Below are 25,685 nucleotides of genomic sequence, written 5' to 3'. Positions count from 1 at the left end.
CAGGAAATCTTTATTGATTTGCACATTTTGGTCAAGTTAAAACTTCTTGCAAAATATCTTTAAGCATAAAAAAAGCCCCAATGATACGTATTGAGGCTTTAAATGTGTATGTATTAACTAAAAAACTATTGTTTGTATTCTTACTTATGTTCTAAAGTGATGGTTGCTGATGTGAAGTTGTTTGCAACTTTTACATCTTGATACGCTGCATTGTAGAGGTACAGTGAAATAATAAGAGACACTCTATCTTCAGTGATTACTTCTTTAAATAAGTCACCTTTAGCAATTTGTGTAATTAAAGATTGTACGATATTTTCAACGCCTGTTTCTTGAATATCTATCAATACGTCTTGTATCAAACCACTCACCTTGTCATGATTAATATTGTCCTTGATGATGTCCAATTCGAAGATCATATTGGCAATATTATCAGAAATCAATTTTGTATTAAGATTTGCAAATCCATCTACAACAGGATATAGGAATTGATAAAGATTTTCTTCACTTATAATTCCCGTAATTGCACCATTTATGGCTTTCGCAATTTGAAAGGATAGGTATTCTGCATCTGTATCTTCGATGATAAGAAGTAGTTTTGAAGCAATAAAATCATGTACTACAGGAGACGCGATCTCACCAATTTTACTCATCAAAGAATTGATAACAGGAACAGCTTTTTCATGATCAATTTCTTGAAGAGAACTAATGCCACTCACAATAGTGTTTTGAATGAAATCATGATTCAAGAATTGATTGATGATCAAAGCACTGACCTCTTGTGTAGTCTTCTCTGCTCCACCATTCAATGAAATGACAGGTTTGGCGGCAATGAAAGCGGTTTTCAAAGTGGATTCCATTGCATCATAATCTGGTGATAAAGTAATACCATCAAAAGTATTATTGATCAGAGTAATGATATCCTCAATTTTTCCAGTTGCCTCTTTGGCAAGGTCTCCCATTTTTAAAATCGATGTATCTTCAATTTTCTCTACAAGTGGAAATAATAAACTGTAAAAGCTGTTTTCATTGATCCATTGTTCTTCTACAAGTGTTGTGATTTTATCGGCAACATCATTAATTGTTTCTTGATCTAATGTTGTAAACTCAGTCCATATTTTAGTTGAAATTGCATTGATATTGTCTTCAGATAAGATACTACCAATGAGTGTCATTATAACTCCCGTGATTTTATCAGAACTCTCTTCAGGTGAGGCAACGATTTGGTCTATTTCAGGGTAAATGAGATCATAGATTTTTTCTTTGCTTAAACTATTATGAACTAGTTTTACAATTTCATTACTGATTTTTTGAGTCACTTCTTCAGCGTCAATATCCGTGATTTTATCCAACTCTTTTTGGATCGCCTCAGAAAGTTTTTCTTCCAATCCTAATGACTCAAGGTAATTGAATAATTCTTCTGCAATTTTATCTGCAGTTTCTTCTGGAGGTAAATGTTCAATAAATTCTCCTTTACCAGCAATCCAACCGACTATAGCATCATTAATGATACGTTGGATGGTTTCATTATGATAAAGTAGAGTGGTAATTAATCCTGCAATTTTATCAGGAGTACCATTTGCTGCATATTTTAATAACTTATCGTTGGCACTTTGTATCACCGAAGAAGCAGTTTCTTCATTTACATGTAAAGTGAAATGTTGTAAACTCTCATCATACTTATAGTCATAATTAAGGTCAATGGCTGAATTGGTAATTCTAATTTTATTTGAATTAATAATGAGATACCTACCGATGCTATCTGAAAGAAAATCTAATTCTTTATTAGTGGTAATAATATCTCTATCTACTGTAAATTCATGAATGGTCGCTCTCATATCATCTGAGTTATAGATCATATCATCCAGATCATAGGTGCCCTGTTTGAGCAGGTCCGTTTGAGCAGGCCATAAAATGGGAGGTGCTATACCATCACTTTTGGTAACGATCTCAAAATTATTCAAGTACCATTGATGTTCATTCAGTATAGATTTTGTGTTTTGTACATCTTCAATAACTGGATCGATGGGTTGCTCACAACCTATCATGAACAAATTTACAATAGGCAATAAAAATAGATTTCTAAGTTTTTTTGAAAGGGTCATCATAACGTTTATCTCTTAATTAGATTGAAATGATAGAAATATATGTATTTGATTACCTTACAAAGGTCTTGGATTTATAAAGGAATGACTTATATAAAAAAATTAAGAATTTACACATTATTGTCAATTCGAAAAAAATGGAGAGCTAGAGTAGGAGAGATGATAAAAAAAAGCCTTGGTAAAAAGAGATTACCAAGGCTATTCGTTGAAAGGTTCAATGACTCTATTTTACTTGCAATCGTTGACCAATCTTTATTTCATTTGTTGTCATGCCGTTCAAATCTTTGATTGAACCAACCGTTACACCATATTTTCTAGAAACAGAGAACAGTGTATCACCTTTTTCTACTACGTGATATTCTGCAATACCTGGAGAACTTGCCGTTTCAGTAAATGATTCTTCAGCAAAACTTTCTTCTGGAGCAGTAAGGCGAAGTGTTTGTCCTTCGTTGATGGCTCCACTTGTAGGTAAGTTGTTCCACTTGATCAAGTCTTTATGATAAATACTGTATTTTCTTGAAATAGCAAACAACGTTTCTCCTTTTTGTACTGTATGCGTTGTCGCATTTGTATCAACTGTTTCGCTTACAGTAGGAGTAGCTGCTACTGCTGTAGCAGGTTGAGCTGCAATTACAGTTGTATTTATCACTGTTTCATTTGGTGCTTCCAATGGCTTTTCCGCAGCAGCAACGTTGTAGTTCTCTGCAGCAGGTTGAGTAGCCGCAGCTGCCACTTGATTATAATTATTTTGAGCACCGTTGGCTTTGTCAATTGGAATTTGAAGCATCATACCATTTTTCGGTTGATCTCCAGGGTTTAAACGCCCACGATTCTGAGTATAAATATCATTTTCTGTCAATCCATAAGTTGCCGCAATTGATTTGACAGTTTCGCCCCTTTGAGTAGGGTGAGCGATAATTTGTCCTGTATAAGGTCCTTCAGCATCAATATTAGTATTACCTCTTACGGCATATACACCTGAAGTAGCTGCTGGTCCACTAGCGGCTGATGGATTAGATACATAAATCTTATCACCAGGTTTTAAAGCTTTGTTGTTGTTCCAAGCTTGAAGGTTTTGAGGCGTTACGCCAAATTTACGAGCAATTCCGTAATAAAATTCTCCTTGTTGCACAACATAAGTTTCAGGAGCAGCAGGTTGTTCAATGGCTGCAGGCTCTTGAAAAGCGGGTTGTTCTACAGCTGGCTGTTCAACTGCAGGTTGCTCTGCTCCAACTGTTACAGCACCTACAGTAATCGCTTCTCCTACTGTGATGGCTTGATTGCCAGCTGCAGCTGGAGTAACTGTTACTGCTGCGTTATCAGCAGGAGGAATAATCTCAAAAGAGCTTTCATTAATAGCAGGTTGTTCTGTAGCTACATTTGTTTCTACAGGAGCAGCCGCTACTTCTTCTTTGATTACTTTTTCTTCTTCCTTCCCAACAATTAATACTTGTCCCTCTTCTAAAGACAGATCATCACCAATGTTATTCCAATTTTTCAGGTCCAACATTGTCACATTGTACATTCTAGAAATTGTGAAAACACTTTCACCATCTTGTACTGTATGTGTTTTAGAATTGGGATTTAAAGAAGGAACGCTATCATTGGCCACAATAGAGATGACCGTTGCAGGGTCTGCTATTGTTTCTACTAAAGATGAATCTGCTGTAACCTCTTCTTTTACTTCTTCAGGGATGTCAATCACCTTTGGAGGAACAGATTTAGGTCTTGTTTTTTGTAAGAATAAAACTCTACCTCTTGCTAAAGGCTCGTCAGGTTTCATTCTATTTTTCTTGGCTAAGCTTTTCAGTTTGATACCATATTTTTGAGAAACTTCCCATAAGTTTTTCTCATCAATCGTGGTATGAGTAGCCGTAGTTGCTTTACCCTTTTTTGATTTAAGGTAATAGACATGGCCTTCCATCAAGTCATCATAGGCGTCCATGTCATTGTATTTGTATATCTTTTTTACATCTACATTGAGAGATGTAGCAATTAAAAGCAAGTTTTGATTTTTACCAGCAATAAAAGCAGAGATGCCATTGGCGTCAACAAGAGTAATTTCCTCACCATTAACTATTTTTGAATGAACATTCGTAATGATTGGATAAGGGTTATCTTCCTGAAGCGGGGATTGATAAATGGCATTTTGTGGGTTAACGTTAGTATTAATTTCAGAGGTAATTCCATTAAACGAGCTAAACATTGCACCCACGCTCAAAAGGAAACCAACTGTATATATTTTCTTCATAATGAGGTATTAATTACACCGTAAGTTATAAGATAAACATCATAGGGATTGAAAAGATTAGTTTAAATCTACCTCAGTTCGGTTTGAATACCTTGTAGTAGTAGGTTGAAAACTATTTTGATTAGGATAAAATCAATCTAATGCTCCCATTTTCTTAAATCCTAGTACTTAATCGTTAGAGCAAAAATAATTTTTTTGTATTACTCTTACTAAAAAATAAGTATATTCTTACAAATCTACAATTTTTGAGCCATTAAAATACCATCTCTTAGGGGTAAAATGAAACTTTGGACTCTTTTATCAGAGGCAACTTTTTCATTAAAAGTCTTGATGGCCATTGTCATTTTATCATTAGCAGATTCATCAACTACTTTTCCTTTCCATAACACATTGTCAATCAATAAGAAACCGCCTTCTCTAATCAGTGGGAGACAAAGTTCATAATAAGCATCATTATTCATTTTGTCTGCATCAATAAACACAATGTCAAAATTAGTGTCTAATGAAGGAATAATTTCGAGTGCTTTTCCAATATGTAGATGAATGATGTGATCGAGGTTAGCTTTTCCTATATACTCACGGATGATATTTTCTTTTTCATCATCCACTTCAATAGTGTGTAGTTGACTATTTTCTGGCATCCCTTGTGCCAATGCTATAGCTGCATAGCCTGTAAATGTGCCTATTTCAAGGACATTTTTGGCATTCATACTTTTGGCTAACATGGTCAGGAACAATCCCTGAGGATGTCCTGATACCATGTGAGGCATATTTTCTTGTAAATGAGTGGCTCTGTCTAACTCCTTTAAAATAGGGTTTTCATCCGTAGAAACCTCCTCAATATATTTATCAATCTCAGGGTGAGTGATGTTTAGCATTAAAATAGGGGATATTGATTAATCAATAAAAGGATTCTCACCTTGTTCATCTGCACTGTTGTAAACTCTAATTGCAATGACATCTGCTTCAGCAGTTAAGGTATCGCCAGACCAAGCTTCGCATTTCATTACCACTTTTTTACCTTTTTGTTCCGTTACTCTTGCAATTAGTTTTACAGGAACAGCAATAGGAGTAGGTTTTAAGAATTTAATATTCATTGTGCCTGTTGCATATCTGTACCAAGGTTTTGAGTCTAATGCTCTACCTTCTGATTTATATGCATACGCCATAGCAGTACCCATACAGTGACAATCTATGATAGTCGATAATATACCACCACTTAAGAGGTTGGCCCATCCGTGGTATTTTTCTTCAGCTTGCCAAATACAGTGTGCTTCGTCTCCTTCCCAATACCCTTTGATATGTAAACCATCATCATTTTTCTTCCCACACCCAAAGCAAACATTGCCCTCCATGTGATCTTGAAAATAAGGAGAAATCATATTATTTATATTTTCTAAGTTGAGTAATAACAGCTCTCATATCTTTTGGATATTCTGCTTCTATTGAGATTTCAGTACCATCCACATCTTTAAATTTTAAAGACCTTGCATGAAGTGCTACACGAGACATCAACGGCTGTTCTTCTGTGTTGTTTTTTAAGTTGAATTTTCTGCCTTTAATGACAGATAAATAGGGTTTTTCACCACCATAAACTTCGTCAGAAATAATAGGAGAACCAATATACGCAAGGTGAATACGAATTTGGTGCATTCTTCCTGTTAGCGGTTTACAAGCCACTAAAGAATGAAATTTATAGATTTCCTCAGTTTTAACAATGGTCTGAGAAGGTTTACCTTCAATATCAATCCTCACATTTCCTCTGCCAGAAACAAGAATATTTCTGTCAATCATGTTTCCTTCAAAATTTTCTACACCATCAACTACTGCGTGATAGATTTTCTCTACTTCTCGTTTTTCAAACTGAATAGCAAGGTTTCTATAGGCTTCAGGATTTTTGGCAATAGCCATCACACCTGAAGTTTCCTTGTCTAAACGGTGGCATAACTGCGTATCTCCACCGTATTTTTTGGCTTCTTGGTATACAGTAGGTAGTGTTTTATCTCTATCTTCTAATGATGATATATAAGGAGGTTTATTGACTAAAATATAATTGTCATTTTCAAAAATGATCCACTTCTTAAAATTCGGAATCTTCATTGTTTACTTCTTTGGATAACTTTAAATCGAAAGAAAAAGCTGAGCCTTTTCCTTCTTCACTTTCCAATGTGATGACTGTATCGTGTCTTTCCAAAATATGCTTACAAATGGCCAATCCCAAACCAGATCCTCCTTGTTTTTTCGTTCTACTTTTTTCAACTCTATAGAACCTTTCAAAGAGCCTACTATGGTCTTCTTTAGGAATGCCAATGCCATTATCTTTTACACATACAGTAACCGTATCTTCATTGACCTGCAAAATTACTTTAACAAATCCATTTTTGTTATTATACTTAATTCCGTTAACAACTAAGTTGATTACCACCTGTTTTAGACGGTTGTAATCAGCATCAACATAGATAGGATCATCATTTGGAGCCTCTAAAGTAACAAGAATATTTTTCTTTTCTGCTTTTTGCTCTACTTGTTCTAATACATCAACGATCATCACTTGCAGATCAAACTCTTCAAATTCCATAGAAATCTCTCCAGCTTCTATCTTGGAAACAGTCAAAAGATCTTCTACTAAAATGTTTAATGAGTTGAGTGATTTAGCAGCTTTTTTCAGGAAACGATCTCTCACCTTTTTATCATCTACTGCTCCATCTAAGAGGGTTAGGATAAAACCTTGGGTAGCAAAAATCGGTGTTTTTAGTTCATGTGAAATGTTAGCGAGGAATTCCTTTCTGTATTCCTCCATTTGCTTCAACTGAGCAATTTCCTCTTCCTTCATCTCAGCATAATTCTTAATCTGCGACTTAATGCCAGAAATAGGATTCTTTTCTTTCTGCATTAAATTAAATGTGTCAGGAGAGGAGATCTGTTTATTTCTTAATTCATGAATTTGTCGATGGATATTACCTACCTCCTTAAAGAAGATGAATTCTAATACAAAATAGGTCAGTAGGAAAGAGGAGGAGAATGAAATGAGCATTCCCACCAAAATACCTGTATGTTCAATACCTGTTGTAATGGAAAGAAAGGCACCAGTAATACCTCCAATACAAAGGGCTAGTAATAATGAAACTGATCTGGCGTTGAAAAACATAAAATGATGTTGGAAAATAAAACCTCATGACCTAAGAAAGGTAATGAGGTTTTTTGATTTATTAGTATGATTTAGAGTAGGATTATAGGGAAAATGAATTTTCCTAAATTTCAAATTTATAACCAACCCCTTTTACAGTTTTGATATATCCTTCTCCAATTTTTTCTCTCACTCTTCTGATGTGAACATCAACAGTTCTTGCTAATACATACACATCAGTACCCCAAATGTTTCTCAATAGATCATCTCTATTAAAGACTTTATTTGGACTTTCTGCTAAGAAGTAAAGCAATTCAAACTCTTTCTTAGGAAGTGTTTTTGCTTCACCGTCGATGTACAAGGTATAGCTTGACTTATCGATAGAGAATTTATCAATATTGATGACATCTTTTTTCTTAGAAGAAGATTTATTCTTTCTTTTGAAAATAGACTCAATTCTCTTCATTAAAGCTCTTGGCTTTACGGGTTTCACGATATAATCGTCAGCACCAACATCAAATGCAGCTACTTCTGAATACTCCTCCGCACGTGCTGTTAAGAAGATCACATGAGCATCTGATAATTCAGGATTCTCTTTGATCTGTCTACACGCTTCCACACCATCCATCACTGGCATCATAATATCTAAAATGATCAGTTCAGGGTGAAACTCCTTGGCTACACCAACCGCTTGCTTTCCGTCGTTAGCGGTCTTCACGTTGTACCCTTCTTTTTGTAAGTTGTAACTTAAAATCTCTACAATATCCGGCTCATCGTCCACCACAAGAATTTTTCTTTCGAGATCTGCTGCCATTTTAATTTGAAATTGATGTTAATTTATAATCTGAATTTAGCTCTAATTTAGAGTGGAAAGTTCATTCTTCAAAGAAATAAGGTCATCCGGAGGGATATACTTGTAATCTATTTACTGTTTGTTAACATTAAATTCAAAGAATGAGTATTATATGCTTTGTTCTTTTTGGTAGAGCGAATTTAACTGCATAGAATCAATCACAACATTGTGCTTGTGATATAACTCTTTTACCCAGTTTTTCTCAAGGTATTCTTGATAATTGGCAATAACGCTCCCTTTACACTCGTCCAATGATTTTACACTTGGAGCTAAGATATCTTTAATCTCAACGATGAAGAATCTATTGCTCTCTTCAAAAGTATATCTTCCTTTTTCTAATTTCAGGTGATCCATGTGTGGAATTTCATCTTTTACAAAAGTACCTTCTTTAAACGATACAGAAAGGTTGTTGTTACTGTTCTTTTGTTGTACAAAATCAGCTGTATTTGTTGAGTAGTATTTTACATCGACAACACCAATTGCACCTTCTTCAAAGTTAGATTTGATTCTGTCTTCTGAAACGCCATTAGCAACGTATTGATTGATGATTTTTTGGAGACGCTTACTTTTCATGGATTTGTACTCTCCTTTGTTCACTTCTACATTAAGGAGTACAAATAGAGATTTATCTTGCTTCAATACTTCAGCACTTTTCTTTATATCACTAAGTCTACTTTTGTAGAGGTATGAGCTGTTTTTCTTGAAAGTGATAGTAGAAACATCAGAAGGATACACTTGATAGTAGTTAGAATCCAACATCTCAATGGTTTCTGCCATTATTTGCTTACTTCCCGTATTATAAATAGACATCACTGCTCTAGTATCCCACATGTAGCTGTTCTTGTTCGCTTCATAATAGGCTTCCAAAGCATCCGCATCTTGACTCGCTTTATTCCATACACAATCTTCCATTACTCTAAATAATAATAGACCGTCTTGGTATTCTTGTGCTAAGTGCTTGTACTCTGGATATTTTTCAGGAAGGTTTTCTTTTTCTACCTCCAATAATACCAACTCAGAGTATTTGTTAAAATGATCTTCTAAAACTTCTTCTAAATCATCATTTTTAGAAGTCTTTTCATGTTCAACAAGGTAGTCTAAGAAATCATTGACCGTAACATCTTTTCCTTTAAGTGTGAAAACTTTCTTCTTTAAGGTTTTAATGTCAATCTCTTCCGATTTTTTCCACTCATTCGTTAAATAACTACTGTCTACTAAAGAATACGCAAGTGTCTTATGTTCGTCAATAACAGTGTAGCTATTGTCTTTTTTCAGTTTCTTAATAAAATCTTTTCTACTGGTTTGTGATCTACTATCTCTTTTTACTTTTGTCACCAAGCCAGGGTACATTGTTTCATAAGGGGCAACAGGCTCTTTTTTGTATAAACGGATAATATGCCATCCAAAATCAGTTTTCACCGGCTGGGCAATTTCACCAACTTTCTGCAAAGAACTCACACCTTCTAAGAATTGAGGAGGGAAGCGTACTTCACTTACCGGAGGAAGAATACCATTATTTTGTGATGATCTTTTGTCATCTGAGAAATTTGTACACAATGCATTCCAATCGCCACCATTTTGTAAGCTGTCATAAATACTAAATACTTTTTGCTTCGCAATTTCCTGTTTCTCCTTTGTATCTCTTGGACCACTATTGATCATGATATGTTGAACTTGTAGGTTTCCAAAGCGTTCTCTCTTATCATTTACTTTTAATAGATGGTATCCAAAACGTGTTTTGATTATATCAGAAACACTATCAATTTCCGTGTTGAAAGCAGCCTCTTCAAAAGGGTAGACCATTTGTAAAGAAGTAAAATAGCCTAAGTTACCTTTATTTCTTTTTGCAGAAGGATCTTCAGAATATTGAAAAGCCAACTCTTCAAAGTCTTTTCCTTCTTGAAGTTCTTTTTTGATGGATAAAACTTTATTGTAGGCGGCTAATGTATCCTCAGGAGATGCACCTTCTTCTAACTTTATTAAAAGGTGAGAAGCATTGACCTCAATTTTTTGTCTTTCGTAAGCTTGTTTTACTAAACTGTCATTAAATACAGATTCGGTCAGGTAAGGCTCCTCTAGTTGATGTAAATACATCTTGTATTCTGATTGGAAATCAGGAAGAGTATCATATCCTAAAGCAACAGCTTCTGCTACTTTTAGTTTAAATTTGATGAAAAGATCAAGGTAGTTGTCTACGCTTTCCTGAGAATAATAGGTGCTGTCATTGACATAGTTTTTCTCGTATAGATAGACAAAGTTTTCTTTTGATATATTGTCGCCATCAATACTGATGATTTTTTCTTCTTTGGTTAAGTTTGATTTCTTCCCGAATGGTGAATTAGCACAACTAAAAAATGATAGGGAAGTTGTAATTAATAAGAAAAAATTTAATGTGTATTTTAACATAACTTGATTAAAAAAATTCCAACAAAAGTAGTAGGAAAGTGAAGGACGATTTAAACCGCCGGTTGTGTGTTCAATGTATTACTACTTGAGAAAGTTTGTTTATGAACTTAAATATGTCTCTTTTCTCTGAAAAATTCAAACGAAAAAAGCCACCCAATTGATTTAGGTGGCTTCTCTGTAAGGATTTGATTTATTTATCTCCTCTTTCTGCTTCTTGCGTTTGTTCTAAATTCTTAGATCTCTTTCGCTTTTCTCTCTTAGACTCTTTCGGTCCTTGTTCTTCCAATTTCTTGGCTTCTGCTTGAGAGATTTTACCAGCAGCAGCTTCTTCTTCAATTTTAGCTTTCTCTTTTTCCCAAGCTTCTTTCTTTTGCATGTGCTTTTTCAGTTCCTTATCTACGCTTACTTTAAGCTTAGTAGCATCAGCGTAAGAACTTGCATTTGAATATCGAGCGCCAAACTTCTTGTACGTTTTTAATGACTCTTCAAAACGTTCTTGTTGTTTGTCGAAAACAGAAATTTTAGCCAATTCGTATTCAGCTTCCATTTTCTTATACATCACCTCAGGTTTAAAATCTGAGTCAGGGAAATCTTTCATGAAGTTATCATAAGCAATTGCGGCAGCTTTATAATAACGTAAGTGAGAATATTGCTTTGAAATTTCAAAAGCTTTCAATTCCAACCTAGCTCTTAGCTCATCAATCAAGTCATTACATTGAGTAGCATACTGACTTGTAGGGTATCTGTTGATGAAGTTCTGTAACTCTTCAATAGCAGTTTCAGTACCTGACTGATCCAAGTTGTAGTCCGGCGTATCTTTGTATAAAGAGTAACCGTTCATAAATAAAGCCTCCTCTGCAAACGGGCTTCGGTTATACGTTTCATAGAAACTTTTGAAGTGATGAGAAGCAATCAAATATTGCTTTTGCTCATATTGACTATAAGCATAGTAAAATTGAATTTTCTCATATTCGGCTGCACCAACAAATGCACCCATAATGTCTTCAAATAAAACAGAAGCTTTATAGAAGTCTTTATTATCGTAATAATTTAGAGCAGCATCATATTTTTCGTTGATGTCTCTACTTTTTGATATTTTCGAAAACTTAGAACAAGAGAAGGAAAATGTACCTAAAATTGCACAAGCTAGTATGATCTTCTTTCTTAACATAACTGCAAAACTAGATTTGTGTACCCTTAAATAAAAAGGAAAGCATGGCTTTGTCTCTAAAAAGTTTGTAATCTATTGATTTAGGGAGAATTAAAATTTTGGCACAATTCATATTTTTTTGTATCCAATAAAAATTTAGCGTAAAAATAACAGAATAAGTACCTAGTCAAAAATAAGTGCATGAAAAAAGTGAGGTAATACACTCTTGATTTTAAAAGTACACTTAATCTGCATTAGGTCATTGCTAAAAACAAAGACCCCCTTTTTGTGCAAAAGGAGGTCTTAGCGATAAAATTATTTTTTGATTTTAGTTGAATTTAATACTTCCGTAAGCTGATTTGACATAGATTTTTTTGCCAGAATCTTTTCTAATTCTATACCCTTCGTATTCAGATGAAGTATTGCGTTCTATGGACTTGTAGATTTCTACTCCTTCGGCATTGTTTTTAAAACTGCCATATCGAGTTTCTGCATTGAACTGGAAAGGAGTATCTTCGTCAAAACCAATTTTGATGGATCCATAAGCGGCATCTGCATTGATTTCATTAAAAGAACTAGCCACTTCATTGACTTTTATACTGCCATAGTCTGATTCGTAATTCAGAGATTTTCTCAGAGTATTGACTTCGAAGTTTGAATAAGCACTTTCTCCTTCGATTGATCCTGCCGTACCGATATTGATATTTCCATACTTGTCGTCAATTTCCAATTTATTCGCTTGTCCAATATTTAATTTGCCAAGGTACCTAGATCTGATTTCGCCTTTTTCAATAAAATCAATATCGCCACTACCATAACTGATTTTTATCTCATTGGAAGGGCCATTCAAGTCCTTTGTTTTCAATGAACCATACGCTACCTCAAGTACTGAAGTGCCGTCAATGGACTCGGTAGTAATTGAGCCATATTTATTGTAAAAGTCGATATTAATATCTTGAGGTGCAGTGATAGTATAGATGATTTTAAACCCTTTCTTATTATTGATGTTTGTAGAACTTGGTACGATGGTCTCAAATTTTACATTATTTCCAGAAGATTGGTTGACGATTCTAATTTCATCCAATAAGGTAATTGCCTTTTTTTCTGAAGTATGCCATGCTTGGACTTTTGCTTCTACCACTACATTTTTTTGACTAGGTGAAGTTTCTAAAATGATATCTCCAAACTTGTTTTCAATACTGATCAAAGATGTTTTATCAATCTTATTGAAGGTCTCTGTTGTTATTTTCTCTTTTAAATTAGGATGCTGAGCAAAACCTAATGAGATCGTTAAGAAGAAAATAAAAAATGTACTATATATTATATTGCTTTTTGTTTTCATGATTCCTCTTTGGTTTAGTAGAGTTGATAATAATTTCCATTTGTTTGTTGAGTAGCTCGATTTGAAGCTCTAAGTTGATCACCATTTGTTTTCTGACAATCGCTGGTTCAGCACTCAGAGAAGCTTCTCTTTTGAGTGCTTTGTAGTTCTTTTGCAGGTGTTTTAATTGTACATTAAAATCATCCAAAAGCTTCACATCTTCAAAATCTAAAGCAGTGATTTGTGTTTTTTTATTGGAAATAAGCGTCATGTAATAATCTTCTGCTTGTTCCCATTCTTCGTTTTGAGGTTGAACATTAATCGTATTTTTACCCGAATTAAAATTGCTGTTGCCAAACCATCCGATACCGACACCAATGATCAAAATTGCAGCGATTGAAAGCCATTGTTTACTGAATTGTAATTTTACTTCCTTTGTGGCAGTTTTCTGGCCCTCCTCATCCTTCTCCAATTCGTTTTCAATTTTGTCCCAAAGTCCTTTTGGAGCGTCAAACTTATCAAATGATGAATTTTCAATGACGTCGTCAATCAAGTGTTCTTGAAGAGGTTCATCATAGAGTTCCTTTTCAATTCTTGTCCACACTTCATCAGAAGGTTCAAGGTGGTCTTTTATATCGGATCTTGAACGAACAACTTCTCTTTCAAGGTTGTCGTTTAATATTTCTTTAAATCTTTGATCACATCCTTCAGAGGGCGTTAAGACATCTAACTTTCCTCTGTTTTCCAGGATGAACTTTTCAATTTTATCCATCGTTAAGAGAATTTAGAGTGATACTTTTAAAATTTCTTTCAGTTTCTTTTTAGCTCTGCTGTATTGAGATTTAGAAGCAGATTCACTGATATTTAAAATTTGAGATATCTCCTTATGGTCATATCCTTCTAACAAATACAAAGAAAAAACAATACGATAACCGTCGGGTAAGAGTTGAATAGCCTCGCGAATTCTATCAATATTCAATATCAAATCAATATCCTGTTCACCATCATTTTCGATTTGCTCTGGAATTCGACCTTCTTCCATTTCTACAAGTTCAAGACGTCTCTTTTTTACGTGATTAATGGAGTGATTGACTACAATCCTTTTGAGCCATGAGCCAAATGAAGAAGTACCTTTGAACTGATCAAGGTTCCGAAAAGCACTTAAAAATGCCTCTTGTAGTATGTCTTCGGCCTCTTCAAGATTATTGATGATGCGAACACATATATTGTACATTGCCTTCGAATATTGTTGATAGAGTTCAAATTGAGCTTTTCTATCGCCCTCTTTGCATCTTTCTATTATCGCTGTCATAATTTTTTCTTTGTTTACCTTAAAGACAGCATAAGATACCTAGGGTTGCATGAGAAATTAAAAAAGTAGCAAATTATTTTAAAGCAGTGATTAAAATTTTATTACAAATTAAAAATGAAGTAAGTGTTGACGAAGAGGAGTAAATCAAAGTAATATCAAATTAAGTATTACTCTTTACAATTTTTGCAAATACCCACAATCAAATAGTTGGTCTCCTTTGCAGTATATCCTTCAGGTAATTTTACCGGAACAATTGGCAAGTCATCCATGCACTCAGTATCACCACAAACTTGACATTTAAAATGTATGTGCTCGTGATTATGTTCAGTACTTGTGCAGTGGTCGGTATTACATATAGCGTATTTCACTATAGAAGTCTCATCAATTACTCGGTGGATAATTCCTTTATCAATAAATGTTTTGAGTGTACGGTAAATAGTCGCACGATCGCACAGGCCAATCAGTTTCTCTTCAATGATATTTTCACTTAAAGCAACATTGCTGTTCATGAAGATATCAATAATACTTATCCTTCCGTTTGTTCTACGCAGTTTGTAGTTGTTTAATATTTCTATGGCTTGTGTACTCATACTGCAAAATTAATTTATCGCGTATGAAATACATATTCAGATTTCAAAATTTTTTCATTTTATGTATATAAATAACAAAAAAAGCCTTACTACTCTTCATTTTCGAAGGATAGTAAGGCCGTTTTTTTAGTTCAAGAACTTTAATTTAGTCAATTACAGAACCTGACCTAACAACGAATGATTCGCAGAAAGCATGAAAGATGGGTACATTATCAATTTCTAATGCAGTACCAATTTCTTTAATTTTTTCTAACTCTACTTCTGTGATTGCTCTTTCATTTAATAAGTCATCATCTTCTTCCATAAATAAGAAAGAAATGAACTTGACAAAGATAAATGGGGCATTCAGAATATCTCTTTTAAGATCACCTGTTAATGAGTTAGGGTTTTTAAGCGTTTCCAAAACAACATTGTTCTCTTTTAAAGAAGAGTGCATTGTAATTTTGATCAATTTGTAAAAACGATTTTCCCATTCAGAGAAGTTGTAAGAAAGGTACTTTAACGCAGGAGCAAGAGGGTCGTTCTTTTGGAAGAAACTTCTTCTTGACAGCTTACGAGCTTTTCTTCTTAAAGTGATTTCCTCATAGTGGCTTACACTGCCGTTGGCTAGTGCAATACCAATGGATGGCGTGATCAAGATGATCGAAATAAAATCATCATCACTTAGATCCATAAATGCAGGGTCCACTTTTAAGAAGTCTTTCTTAAGTGCTTGCATTTCATTAAAGAAATCCGCGTCTCTAACGAGCGTAATTAATTCACTACCTGTAATCATTTATATATTGTCGTTTAATTTTTTGTTAGTACAAAATACGTATATCTATTTTTTCTTTTCTTTAGGTGCTTTGTCTTTCTTTCCAAAAACAGAGAAGTGTACATATCTCTTTGGGTGTGCTTGGAAATCGATGAATAAAGAATCTAAATCAGCCATTGTTTTGACCAATTGATCATGAAGTTCTCTTTCTGTTAGTAAAGCACCTACAGTACCATTTGGATTATTAACGTTTTCTAAGGTCTTGTTGGCTGAAGCTAAAAGTTGTTGTGCCTCTTTTACAGTTTGAGCTAAAGGAGCATCATTTAAAGAATCAGCAAGGTGATCCATTTTTACTAAAATAGGTTCCAATTGCTTAGAAGCTGATGCGAATTCGCTTGACATGACCTGTAAGTTGGCTAAAGTCTTGTCCAAACCTCCATTGTCTACTTTTTTCATAATAGAATTGGCAGAGGCCAAAGTGGCATCAGCAGTGACGCCTGCTGTTCTAAATTGAGACATCATCTGCTTGGCAGTATCAAGAGTAGCCTCTAAATTGGCAAAAAGTGGGTCCATTTTTTCAACAATAGAAGCCACCATACCATTTTCAACACCACCTGCAATTGTACTTTCAGGAGTGGCGAGTTCACCAGTTCCAGTACCCTTTAGTATAACCTGTTTGTCGCCTAACATACCTTTGTCAGCAATTACGGCAACAGTATTTTTGTAAACTTTAATGTCTTCATTGATATCTAAAGACACTCTCACCATATTATTTTGGTTTTGTAATAGCTCCATGCTCGAGACTCTTCCAACTATGTAGCCGTTTATGGTGACATTATTAGAGACTTGAAGGTCTGCGGCACTTGGGTATTCGACATAAAAAGTATTTTGGTTTGAAAAAATGTCGATCCCTTTTAAGAAGTTATAACCGAAGTAAAGCACGAAGGCCGAGATAGTTGCGAAAATACCTACTTTTACTTCGTGTGAAAATTCAACTTTGATTGTGGACACAATTATAATATTTGATTTGAAATCTTATTTGTTCTAATGTAGCTTGCAGCTTAATTATGACATCTCAAATTTATCAAAGAATATCATTTATTCTATATTTCTTTCCATTTTTGATAATGAAGACTCGAAATAATAGCTTAAATTTGTCAAATATGACTTTCATATAATGTCATCTGATACATGATTCGTACTTTGTTCAAAAAAATAGATATACTTAATTTTTTGCAAAACCTATTGTTTGGTCTAACCGGAGCTTTATTTTTTATGATGTTTATATCATCAGAAGCAAAGGCTAGCAAATATGCTTTCGACTTGGAAGAAGAAGAAGCGTATTTTAGAATTTATAATGACACTGCCAAAAGTAGGCAGGCAGCTAGACAATTAGCCGTTACTTTGAATAGGCTAAATGCTGGTGCTAAAAATGAACTTATATCCAATTATGCAATTGCAATGAAAGCTTTTGCGGATTCCGTTCTATTTAGAGGAGATAGAGATCTTCAACAAGTACGTGAAGATTTGGCAGAACCGGAGATCGTTGATCGAATCAATCAGTTAGACGCCGCCTTAAAATCTACCGACCCTGATGATTGGGAAGAAGCCAAGACATCTGGTGTATTTGACGATCTAGAAGAAGTAATTTTCAATTATAGTGATTACGATCTTCCACAAGAAGACATGATTGAAACACTAGATCTTTGGAAAAAGGAGGGAGATGATGCTATTGCCGCCACCGAAGATGCTTTTGAATCACCTGTTGATTATACCTCAGACTCATCCAATTTTGTGATGCGTACACAAACCATGTATATGGTGGGTAATGCCGAAGTAGAATTTGGTGAGCAAAAGCTGAATGCCGGAGATATACAAATGAACTTTGTAACCCATATTGTCCGAGCTCAAGGTATTCCAGATTCCACGGGAAAGATTGTCGAAAAACCTATCTTTAAGGATGGTGAGAAGACATTCAATGCTAATGAAATGATCTATAACTATGAAACGGAAAAAGGTCTAATCAAAGGTATTGTGACAGAAGAAAGTGATGGTATTATTACTTCACAAGTGGTGAAAAAAACTGCCGGACCAGAGATGTATATGGGAGACAACGTTTATACAACCTGTCGTTTGGAACATCCTCACTTTGGTTTTAGAACAAAAAAATTAAAAGTAGTACCTGAAAAAAGTATTGTATCAGGACCTTTCTTGGTTGAATTAAATGAATCCCCTTTACCATTGGGATTTTTATTTGGACTTTTCCCTGCTACTTCAGATAACACTTCTGGTTTTGTAATGCCTACTTATGGTGAGTCTACAGATAGAGGTTTTTATTTAAGAGAGGGTGGTGTTTTCTTGGCACTAACAGATTACTTTAACTTGACTGTTTTAGGTACGGCCTACTCTTTAGGTGGGTGGGGTTTGAATGTGTCATCTAACTATCGTAAAAGATATGCCTTTAGTGGTAACACTAGGTTCTCCTTTGTAAATAACCTTTTTCAAGAAAATGATGGGTCGATTACGGTAAGAAATGATTATCAAATTCAATGGTCGCACTCTCAAGAAAGTAAAAAGAACTCAAGGTTTTCAGCAAACATTAATATCGCGAACTCAGATTATAACAGAAACAACTCTTTGAATCCAGGTGACTTTTTACAGTCTTCAATGAACTCATCGATCAGTTATAGTAACAACTTTGCGGTTGGAAATGTCAATATGTCTACAACGGCTCAGACACGTTATCAACAAAACGTTCAGACAGGTGAGGCTTCTATTACTCCAGAAGCCAGTTTTAACGTAGCTCGTACAAGACCTTTTAAATCTTTATTTAAGAAGTCTAATGCGATTTCTGAGATTGGTTTCACTTATAATATGAGAGCATCTGGCTCGGTGACCAACAAGCCAGGACAAGGAAGATTGCCTTTCGATGTAATTGGTGATGACGGTGATATTTCAGATGGTACAGACGAATCGGGAAGATACCCTGATTTATTGACCAATTTTGGAGATTATTCTGATGATTTCAAATGGGGTGTTACCCATGATTTGCCGGTGTCTACCCAAATGAAGGTTCTAAAGTATTTTACTTTTTCACCAAGCTTCAGTTACAAAGAATACTGGCACCCTTTCAAGTATGATTATACTTTTATTGAAGAGGAAAACGCAGTATTGGTAGATACAACAAACGAATTGACAAGATATCAAGAATATAGTACAGCAGTAGGTTTCAACACCAACATGTTTATGTTTTATAACATGAAAGGAGGTTCGGTGATCCGTCATACTATTCAGCCTAACGTTTCGATGAGTTTTAGACCTGATTTTGGAGATCCACGATTTGATTACTACCAAAATGTTCAAACTTCGACTACGGATACAAACGGTCGTGAAATGTTTAGATCAGAAGGTGGTTTAGTCGGAAAACCATCGTCGGGTAGGAGTAATAACCTGAGTTTCTCCATCAATAACATCTTGGAATTGAAGTCCGGTAAAAAGGACGAAGAAACCGGAAAGGCGAAGAAAACAATGCTTTTGAACAACTTGCAAATTTCATCAGGTTACGACTTTGAACGAGATTCATTGAATTGGTCCGATATCAGTGCTGGTTTCAGAACAACGCTTTTCAAGAAAGTAGATGTTTCGGTACAGTCGCGTTGGAACCCTTACAAATACGAAATTGTATCAACAGCCTATGATGAGGATCTCAAAAAAGAAGTAGTGAAAAGTCAATATAAATCAAAAGAACTTCTTTGGGATACAGATGGTCAGTTGGCGAGTTTAAGTAACCTTACCGTTTCATTGGGTACTCGATTAGCACCAAGAGGAGCAAAGAAGAAACAAGAAGAAAAATTGGATCAGTTACAGCCAAGAAATGAGATGGAACGTCAGATGCTGGAGCAGATGAAAAGAAACCCTGATCTCTATCTAGATTTTGATATTCCATGGTCGCTTTCATTAAACTATAACCTAAACTATAATAAGACAGGTGAAGCAGAACCGACCGTAACACAAACGTTTACTTTCTCAGGTGATGTATCACTGACACCAAAATGGAAATTTGCTTTCCGTTCAGGTTATGACTTTAAAGAAGGTGCTTTCTCCTATACTTCGTTTGATATTACAAGAGATTTACACTGTTGGCAACTCACTGCGAACTGGATTCCATTTGGTCCTCGACAATCATATAATATCACTATTGCGGTGAAGGCTGCAATGTTGCAAGATTTGAAATGGGAGAGACGTAACTCATGGATTGACCGTAACGACAGATTCCAATAAAATAAACCTATTTATGCCTTTTTATCACGATTTACAGAAAAGTTATCCGAAGGAAACGGAGTCGAGAGTAATTATTCGTTTTCAAGATTGTGATCCTTTCAGACATTTAAATAACTCTAAGTATTTTGATTATTTCTTCAATGCTAGAGAGGATAGGGTACCACAATTGTACGGTTATAACACTGCAGACATTTATAAAGAATTTGGTACAGGTTGGGTGATTTTCAATCATCAAATTTCTTACTTGCGACCTGCTGCAGTTGGAGAGTGGGTAAGAATAAAGTCAAGTATCATTCATGTAGATCATAATTCCATTGTGGTAGAATACTATATGATGAATGATGCGAAAACACAACTTAAAACGGTATTGTGGTCTAAAATGAGGTATATTGAGGCAAATACTGGAAAAAGTACTGATCACCAAGAAGCCGTTTTTGAATATTTGGATACGATCCGAAATAAGGATGTGGATATTTCAAAAACTTCTTTTGAGGAAAGAATTACACAGTTGAAAGAGAAGATTATTAAATAATCTCTATTCAAAATATTGTAAACTAAGTTATCGTTGATTCTAGTAGTTCGCTTTATAAGGAATAAGTGGTTGTGTATAGTGGTTCGCGAGGACGTTGCAATGCAATGTCTCTACAGAATTGCATTTTAGACGATAATTATAAAACACTTTACTTTTGATCTGTAATCAGAGAATCATTTAGTAGTTACTCACCCGGCCTTGAAGGGAAAAGCGTTAAGAATTTCATGTATTGAGCCGTTAAAAATGATTTTGTTGTTTGAGCTTTAGCGAGTTTGAAATCATTTAGGCGAGAGGAGTGGAATTTAGCTTTTGACTTCTAAGCCTAGCTTTTTTGCTTCGTTTTTTCAGCAATGGAAAAAATGAAGAAGAAGGGAGCTTGAAAGTAAATCATAGAAAAATTGTAGAAATGGTGATTGATAGTTAGCGATCACTTAGCTTAAATGGGAAATCTGGGGTAGGTATTAAAAAAGGTTTTTAACAGCATTGATATGTTGCTAAAAACCTTTTACTTTTTCTACGCTGAGGTTCTAGTTGTGGTGGAGATGGCATAGGAAATCTCCTTTGTGATTTTATCTAAGTCTGATGCACTTGTTTTCAAGTGAGTGAGAATCTCCTTGTTGTAGCCACTGTCTTGTTCATTGAATAATTCCAATAATCCCATTATTCTGCACAAAGGACCTCTTACTTTGTGTGAATTGATATGGCAGTATTTCTCAATTGCTTCATTCTGACTTTTCAACATTGCCTTTACTGTTTCTAGCTCATTTGAGATGGGTGAACTTGTCAGATTAGAATGCACCGTTTCAATACTATGATTGATGTTTTGCATAAACATCATAATTTCTCTTTTTAGTACATCAATACGGGCCATTCTTGCGGTAATGCTACTAATAAGTTCCTCATGCGTAAAAGGTTTTGTGAGGTAGTCATCAGCCATTAAATCCATGCCTCTTCTGATATCCTGTTTATCACTTTTGGCAGAGAGGAAAATAAAAGGAACACCTACAGCTAATGGATTTTTTCTTAACTCCTGCAAGAAAATATATCCATTCATTTGAGGCATCATGATATCACAAAGAATGATATCAGGCATTCTATTTTCAATCATTTCAAGTGCTTCAAGTCCTCCTTGTGCGGCTAATACATTAAAGTCATTAATCTCAAGTAAGTCGATAATACTGTCTAGTAGATTTTTCTCATCATCAATTACTAATACTGTGGTTTCGTTACTCTTCATAAAAAGAATAGTTTTTGGGAAAAACATTTATAGTCAATTCCAACAACAACCCACAGCATTCAGAAGTTCCTAATGATGACCAATTAATGTGAATGGAGCCCAATAATATGGACTGAAGTAAAGACCATCTTGGATAAGTTTAATTTTAGCTTTTTGAAGTGAGGTAGAAATAGACTCTCCTGCCGTAATTCCACTATAAAAATGTTTCATTAATAAAGCCGTAGAGTAATCATTGATGTTCCAAAGGGAAACAATAGAATTCTTTGCTCCAGCATATTTTAATGCTCTCGATAGACCGATTAATCCTTCACCCTTACTTAATTTACCCATACCTGTTTCGCAGGCAGACAGCGTCACCAAATTGACATCTAAATCAAGATTATAAATGTCAGCTGCGTATAGAAGTCCCTCATGACCTTCTTCGTCTAATAAATAGATAAAAGATTGATTAGGGTGCTCTGAATCTACAAATCCATGCGTTGCGAAGTGAAGGTAGTTGTACGTGTTGACACTATCACTTTTTAGGATACTTTTTCTAGCATTTGCATAGGTGTAATTTTGAGCATTCCATCCTTTAGTTCTGAATAAAGCACCAATCTCGTTGACTTCAGAAAGTGTACCGTATAAGCTACTCAAGATTTCTGTACCGGAACTGTCTGTGAAATTTACGGGAGCCCAACTTGCAAAGCTTGGCGTAACATCTTCTTCTTGAGTAGTTGAAAAAGCAAGAGTAGCCGAGAAATTATAGTTGACGGCAAATTTGTTGACAAGGAAAGGGTATTTGTTGAAAGGTAAATTCTTATCCGTTACTTCTTCTGTTAAGAGTAAATCCATCGGGATGTTGTTGATTTGTCCATCCAATAAAAATGTAATCTTATTGATATTATCAGAGAATGTAAATGGAAATAAAATTGGTGACAGGTAATTGGTCGACATGATGATGATTTCATCAAAATTGAATTTCAAGCCTGTCTCCAAACTAATAATTTCATCTTTTACGTTATCATCAAAAACTTCTGTAAATAGTTTGATGCTTCCCTTAGTGATCACAAAAATGTAAAGTAACTCTTCTTTTTCCGCTATAAAGTAGCTGATCAGTGCTTCATTACTTCCTATATTTTCTTGAATTTCACCATAAGAGATATTTTCCTGCTTGTATTTTAATTCATAATACTTCGGATATTCCTTTTCCAGAGCACTTACGTGTGCCTTTAACTCACTTTGAGTTTCAAATAATTGCTCTTCTAATGATTGTACCTCAGAAGGATTACAATTAAGAATTTGTTGCTCCAAGGCACTCACTTCTTCCAATAAGAGGTTCTCTTTTTCTAATAAAGAAGATGGAATACCAGAAAAGGATTTTGCGTTTGTTTCTTGTATGGATGCTAACAATGTGGCAGCCTTACTCCATTCCACAAAATTAAAAGCTTCCTTAATCCATTTTTCAGAATTGATAGAGGCTTTAGAAAGTGCTAGGCACAATGTGATACCACTTGAATAGATATCATTGGTGACAGCACTTAATCGTATTTTATCAGCGTTATTTCTTTGAGTAGTTCTTACATTTTGAATCGTATGATGTGCAAGTTTTAAACCTTCAACGCCAACTATTAAATCACTTCGTTTTAGTGTTTTAGTATAATGCAGTTTTTCAAGGGCTTCCGCTTTTTTCTGTAATAACACAATATTGATAAACGGGCTAATGAAGTCTTCTCCAGAAGGTTGACTGTTGATATTCGTATCATTAAAATTGGTGTTATTGGCAATCAATGCTTCTTGGTATAATCGGAGGGCTTCTTTGGTGTTTCCCGCTTCGAAATTGATTTCTCCTTTTTTAAGGAAGATATTTGCAATTTCAGGATGTTTAGCACCGAAGATGGACTGATATTGAGAAAGTGCTAAATCATAAAATTCGACTGCTAACTCTGGTTGATTACTTTTTAAATAAGCATCAGCCATGTTTACATAAGCAAATGCTATATTCGGATGTTGTTCACCATACGTTTTACCCCAAATACTTGCTGCTTTTTCAAAAGAGGAAATTGCTTTGTCTAGCATGAAATTCTTTTGAAAGACAATGCCAATGTTGATGTAGATCGAAGCCATACTTGGATGGTTTTCTTCAGGGTAAATCTCGTTATAAACCTTTAAGGCTTCTTCGTAATAATATTGTGCTTTATAGGAATCAGTAGCACTGTAGACTAATCCTAAATTTAAATTGATATTGGCTGCACCGATTTTGTCATTGGCTTGCTCGTTCAGCATCAGTGCTTGTTTGAGGTAGTCAGAGGCTTCGTCGATTGCTCCAAGTTGCCAATAGGCAATGCCTGTTAGGGAAAAGTTTTCAATTTTGAGCGTGTTTAAGAGTTGACTTTCCTTAAACTTATTCAGTAATAATGTTCCTTCTTCCAGTACTTTTATGGCTTCATTAGGATACCCTTGATTTTGATAAAGGAACCCTTTTGCATTGAGCACTTCAATATATGTCAGTGAATTTTTATCAATATTATCGTCTAAAATTTGGAATGCTTTGGTGTATAAACCTAGTTGTCCAAAGTTTTTTCCCAACCATGCTTTTTGTCTATTCTTTAATGTTTTGGTAGAGGAATTGGGGATTTTATGAAGTAATGCAACCGACTTATCAAAATCACCATATTCATAATAAGAGATGGCACTATCTAGCCATACATTTTGACTGAATAATGAAAGAGGAAGTAGAAGTAAGTAGGTAGTATAAAAAAATAGTTTTTTGTTCATTGTCTTAGAATTGATGTTTCAATAGTAGGTTAAAAACGTAATCTCTCGCTAAACCGTCAGGGTTAAACGGACGTTGTACCGCCGCATATCCAGCTACAGCACCCATACTAAAATAAGGAGAGAAGTTATAACTTCCTTCAACAAGAATATTGAGGGCTAGACCATCTGATCCCTCAAAATCATAATTCCCATTATTTAGGCTTTCTACATAGCCATTTTCTAATTTATAAATAGCCAATACAGAAGGAGATAGCGACCATTTTGAAGTTCTTAAAGTATATTTAACCCTTCCTGAAACGTCCGCTTTACGATCTAAGTGACGAGTGGCAGGGTACCAATTTTGCATCCATTTATAATTAGGCTGTTCAGACCAATAATCAGGGTCGTATTCGTGTTTCGACGCAGTAGTCAGCGGTTGTTGGTAACCAAAAGAGAAATGCCATGCTTTTGATGAAATCGCAAAACCGAAAAGGGCATCGTAAGTTCCCAATGAAGTATTGAAATACATCGGCAATGGTAAACCGTTGAGTGAGATATCAGCATCCGACGTTGGGATTTTACCACCTATTACCGTAGAGATTTGCCATTTATCAGTTTGCAGCAAAGCGTAACTGTAAGCCAACGTAATGTCACCAAGTCCGCTTGTCCTTGTCAAAGGGCTTTCTTTGATGGCGTAATTTGTTTTGATCTGAAAACTATTTCTTCTATTCAGATGATAGTTGACAGAAAGTCCAATACCTCTATCGGTTTGATTGTCTTGATAAAGCTGATAATACAATAGATAATCTACTGTAAATTTATTTTCAAAATACGAGAGGTTCTCTCCATCATTTTCTGGGTTAAGTGCTCCTGTGGTACAAATACCTGCATCACTACAACCTTGAGCGTAAATTAGATTTTGATGGAATAAAAAAAGTGCGAAAACAATTGCAAAAAAATACATCACTGAAAAGAAAGTAAATAAACAATGTTTTTTGATAAGAGAGTTATTAATTTAGTGTTTTGAGCTAAC

General features: G+C 34.9%; 20 protein-coding genes. 2 read left to right on the top strand and 18 right to left on the bottom strand.

Translation table 11 applies throughout. The features are described from left to right. Positions 1-140: 140 nt before the first annotated feature. The 15 genes from PL77_RS19915 to PL77_RS19845 all read right to left on the bottom strand — a co-directional run bounded on the left by PL77_RS19915 (position 141) and on the right by PL77_RS19845 (position 16,877). A complete protein-coding gene (locus PL77_RS19915) occupies positions 141-2,105 on the bottom strand; it encodes a hypothetical protein (RefSeq protein ID WP_156152451.1) in 1,965 nt (654 codons plus the stop codon). 220 nt (positions 2,106-2,325) lie between these two features. Next, on the bottom strand, positions 2,326-4,353 hold the full coding sequence (locus PL77_RS19910) for a LysM peptidoglycan-binding domain-containing protein (protein ID WP_044209337.1): 2,028 nt from the start codon (positions 4,351-4,353) through the stop codon (positions 2,326-2,328). A gap of 236 nt (positions 4,354-4,589) precedes the next feature. Next, complete coding sequence (locus PL77_RS19905; protein ID WP_044209334.1) at positions 4,590-5,231, bottom strand: O-methyltransferase; 642 nt, start codon at positions 5,229-5,231, stop codon at positions 4,590-4,592. A gap of 18 nt (positions 5,232-5,249) precedes the next feature. After that, on the bottom strand, positions 5,250-5,735 hold the full coding sequence (locus PL77_RS19900) for a PaaI family thioesterase (protein ID WP_044209332.1): 486 nt from the start codon (positions 5,733-5,735) through the stop codon (positions 5,250-5,252). A 1-nt stretch (position 5,736) separates the two neighbouring features. Beyond that, positions 5,737-6,453, bottom strand: coding sequence for an RluA family pseudouridine synthase (locus tag PL77_RS19895; RefSeq protein ID WP_044209328.1), 717 nt, complete (start codon positions 6,451-6,453; stop codon positions 5,737-5,739). After that, entirely contained in the window at positions 6,434-7,501 is a 1,068-nt protein-coding gene (locus PL77_RS19890; protein ID WP_044209325.1) for a cell wall metabolism sensor histidine kinase WalK, read from the bottom strand. The genes PL77_RS19895 and PL77_RS19890 overlap by 20 nt, the downstream gene beginning before the upstream one ends. A gap of 103 nt (positions 7,502-7,604) precedes the next feature. Further along, positions 7,605-8,294 (bottom strand): response regulator transcription factor, encoded by a 690-nt coding sequence (locus PL77_RS19885; RefSeq protein ID WP_044209323.1) that lies wholly within the window; start codon positions 8,292-8,294, stop codon positions 7,605-7,607. 147 nt (positions 8,295-8,441) lie between these two features. Further along, positions 8,442-10,739, bottom strand: a complete 2,298-nt coding sequence (locus PL77_RS19880; RefSeq protein ID WP_044209321.1) for a peptidylprolyl isomerase — start codon at positions 10,737-10,739, stop codon at positions 8,442-8,444. Between the two features lie 190 nt (positions 10,740-10,929). Continuing rightward, positions 10,930-11,910 carry an outer membrane protein assembly factor BamD gene (locus PL77_RS19875; RefSeq protein ID WP_052444583.1) on the bottom strand — a complete coding sequence of 327 codons (981 nt, stop codon included), beginning with the start codon at positions 11,908-11,910 and terminating at the stop codon, positions 10,930-10,932. 307 nt (positions 11,911-12,217) lie between these two features. Next, positions 12,218-13,231 carry a DUF4097 family beta strand repeat-containing protein gene (locus PL77_RS19870; protein ID WP_044209319.1) on the bottom strand — a complete coding sequence of 338 codons (1,014 nt, stop codon included), beginning with the start codon at positions 13,229-13,231 and terminating at the stop codon, positions 12,218-12,220. Further along, positions 13,203-13,982, bottom strand: a complete 780-nt coding sequence (locus PL77_RS19865) for a hypothetical protein (protein WP_044209316.1) — start codon at positions 13,980-13,982, stop codon at positions 13,203-13,205. Before PL77_RS19865 ends, PL77_RS19870 begins: the two co-directional genes overlap by 29 nt. Positions 13,983-13,994: 12 nt before the next feature. Then, on the bottom strand, positions 13,995-14,522 hold the full coding sequence (locus tag PL77_RS19860) for an RNA polymerase sigma factor (RefSeq protein WP_044209314.1): 528 nt from the start codon (positions 14,520-14,522) through the stop codon (positions 13,995-13,997). A 167-nt stretch (positions 14,523-14,689) separates the two neighbouring features. Continuing rightward, positions 14,690-15,112: a Fur family transcriptional regulator gene (locus tag PL77_RS19855; protein ID WP_044209311.1), complete on the bottom strand. Its 423-nt coding sequence runs from the start codon at positions 15,110-15,112 to the stop codon at positions 14,690-14,692. Positions 15,113-15,257: 145 nt separating this feature from the next. After that, the gene (locus PL77_RS19850; RefSeq protein ID WP_044209308.1) at positions 15,258-15,887 is read right to left on the bottom strand and encodes a hypothetical protein; all 630 of its coding nucleotides are present in this window, start codon (positions 15,885-15,887) and stop codon (positions 15,258-15,260) included. A 45-nt stretch (positions 15,888-15,932) separates the two neighbouring features. Continuing rightward, entirely contained in the window at positions 15,933-16,877 is a 945-nt protein-coding gene (locus PL77_RS19845) for an MlaD family protein (protein WP_044209306.1), read from the bottom strand. 264 nt (positions 16,878-17,141) lie between these two features. Here PL77_RS19845 and PL77_RS19840 point away from each other — a divergent pair, with 264 nt between their 5' ends. Further along, entirely contained in the window at positions 17,142-20,147 is a 3,006-nt protein-coding gene (locus PL77_RS19840; protein ID WP_156152450.1) for a putative LPS assembly protein LptD, read from the top strand. A 13-nt stretch (positions 20,148-20,160) separates the two neighbouring features. After that, the gene (locus tag PL77_RS19835) at positions 20,161-20,679 is read left to right on the top strand and encodes a thioesterase family protein (RefSeq protein WP_044209302.1); all 519 of its coding nucleotides are present in this window, start codon (positions 20,161-20,163) and stop codon (positions 20,677-20,679) included. A gap of 514 nt (positions 20,680-21,193) precedes the next feature. Here the strand turns inward: PL77_RS19835 and PL77_RS30880 are convergent. From PL77_RS30880 to PL77_RS19820, 3 genes are all read right to left on the bottom strand, one after another. Continuing rightward, complete coding sequence (locus PL77_RS30880) at positions 21,194-21,916, bottom strand: response regulator transcription factor (protein ID WP_172665908.1); 723 nt, start codon at positions 21,914-21,916, stop codon at positions 21,194-21,196. Positions 21,917-21,985: 69 nt separating this feature from the next. Then, a complete protein-coding gene (locus PL77_RS19825) occupies positions 21,986-24,673 on the bottom strand; it encodes a CHAT domain-containing protein (protein WP_044209300.1) in 2,688 nt (895 codons plus the stop codon). 4 nt (positions 24,674-24,677) lie between these two features. Continuing rightward, positions 24,678-25,616 carry a hypothetical protein gene (locus tag PL77_RS19820; RefSeq protein ID WP_044209298.1) on the bottom strand — a complete coding sequence of 313 codons (939 nt, stop codon included), beginning with the start codon at positions 25,614-25,616 and terminating at the stop codon, positions 24,678-24,680. Between the last annotated feature and the right edge of the window lie 69 nt (positions 25,617-25,685).

The sequence above is a fragment of the Flammeovirga sp. OC4 genome (assembly GCF_000812565.1).
In the GTDB taxonomy this organism is placed as follows: domain Bacteria; phylum Bacteroidota; class Bacteroidia; order Cytophagales; family Flammeovirgaceae; genus Flammeovirga.
Note: the sequence above shows the minus strand (reverse complement) of the source record. Positions and strands in the feature narration are given on the sequence as shown.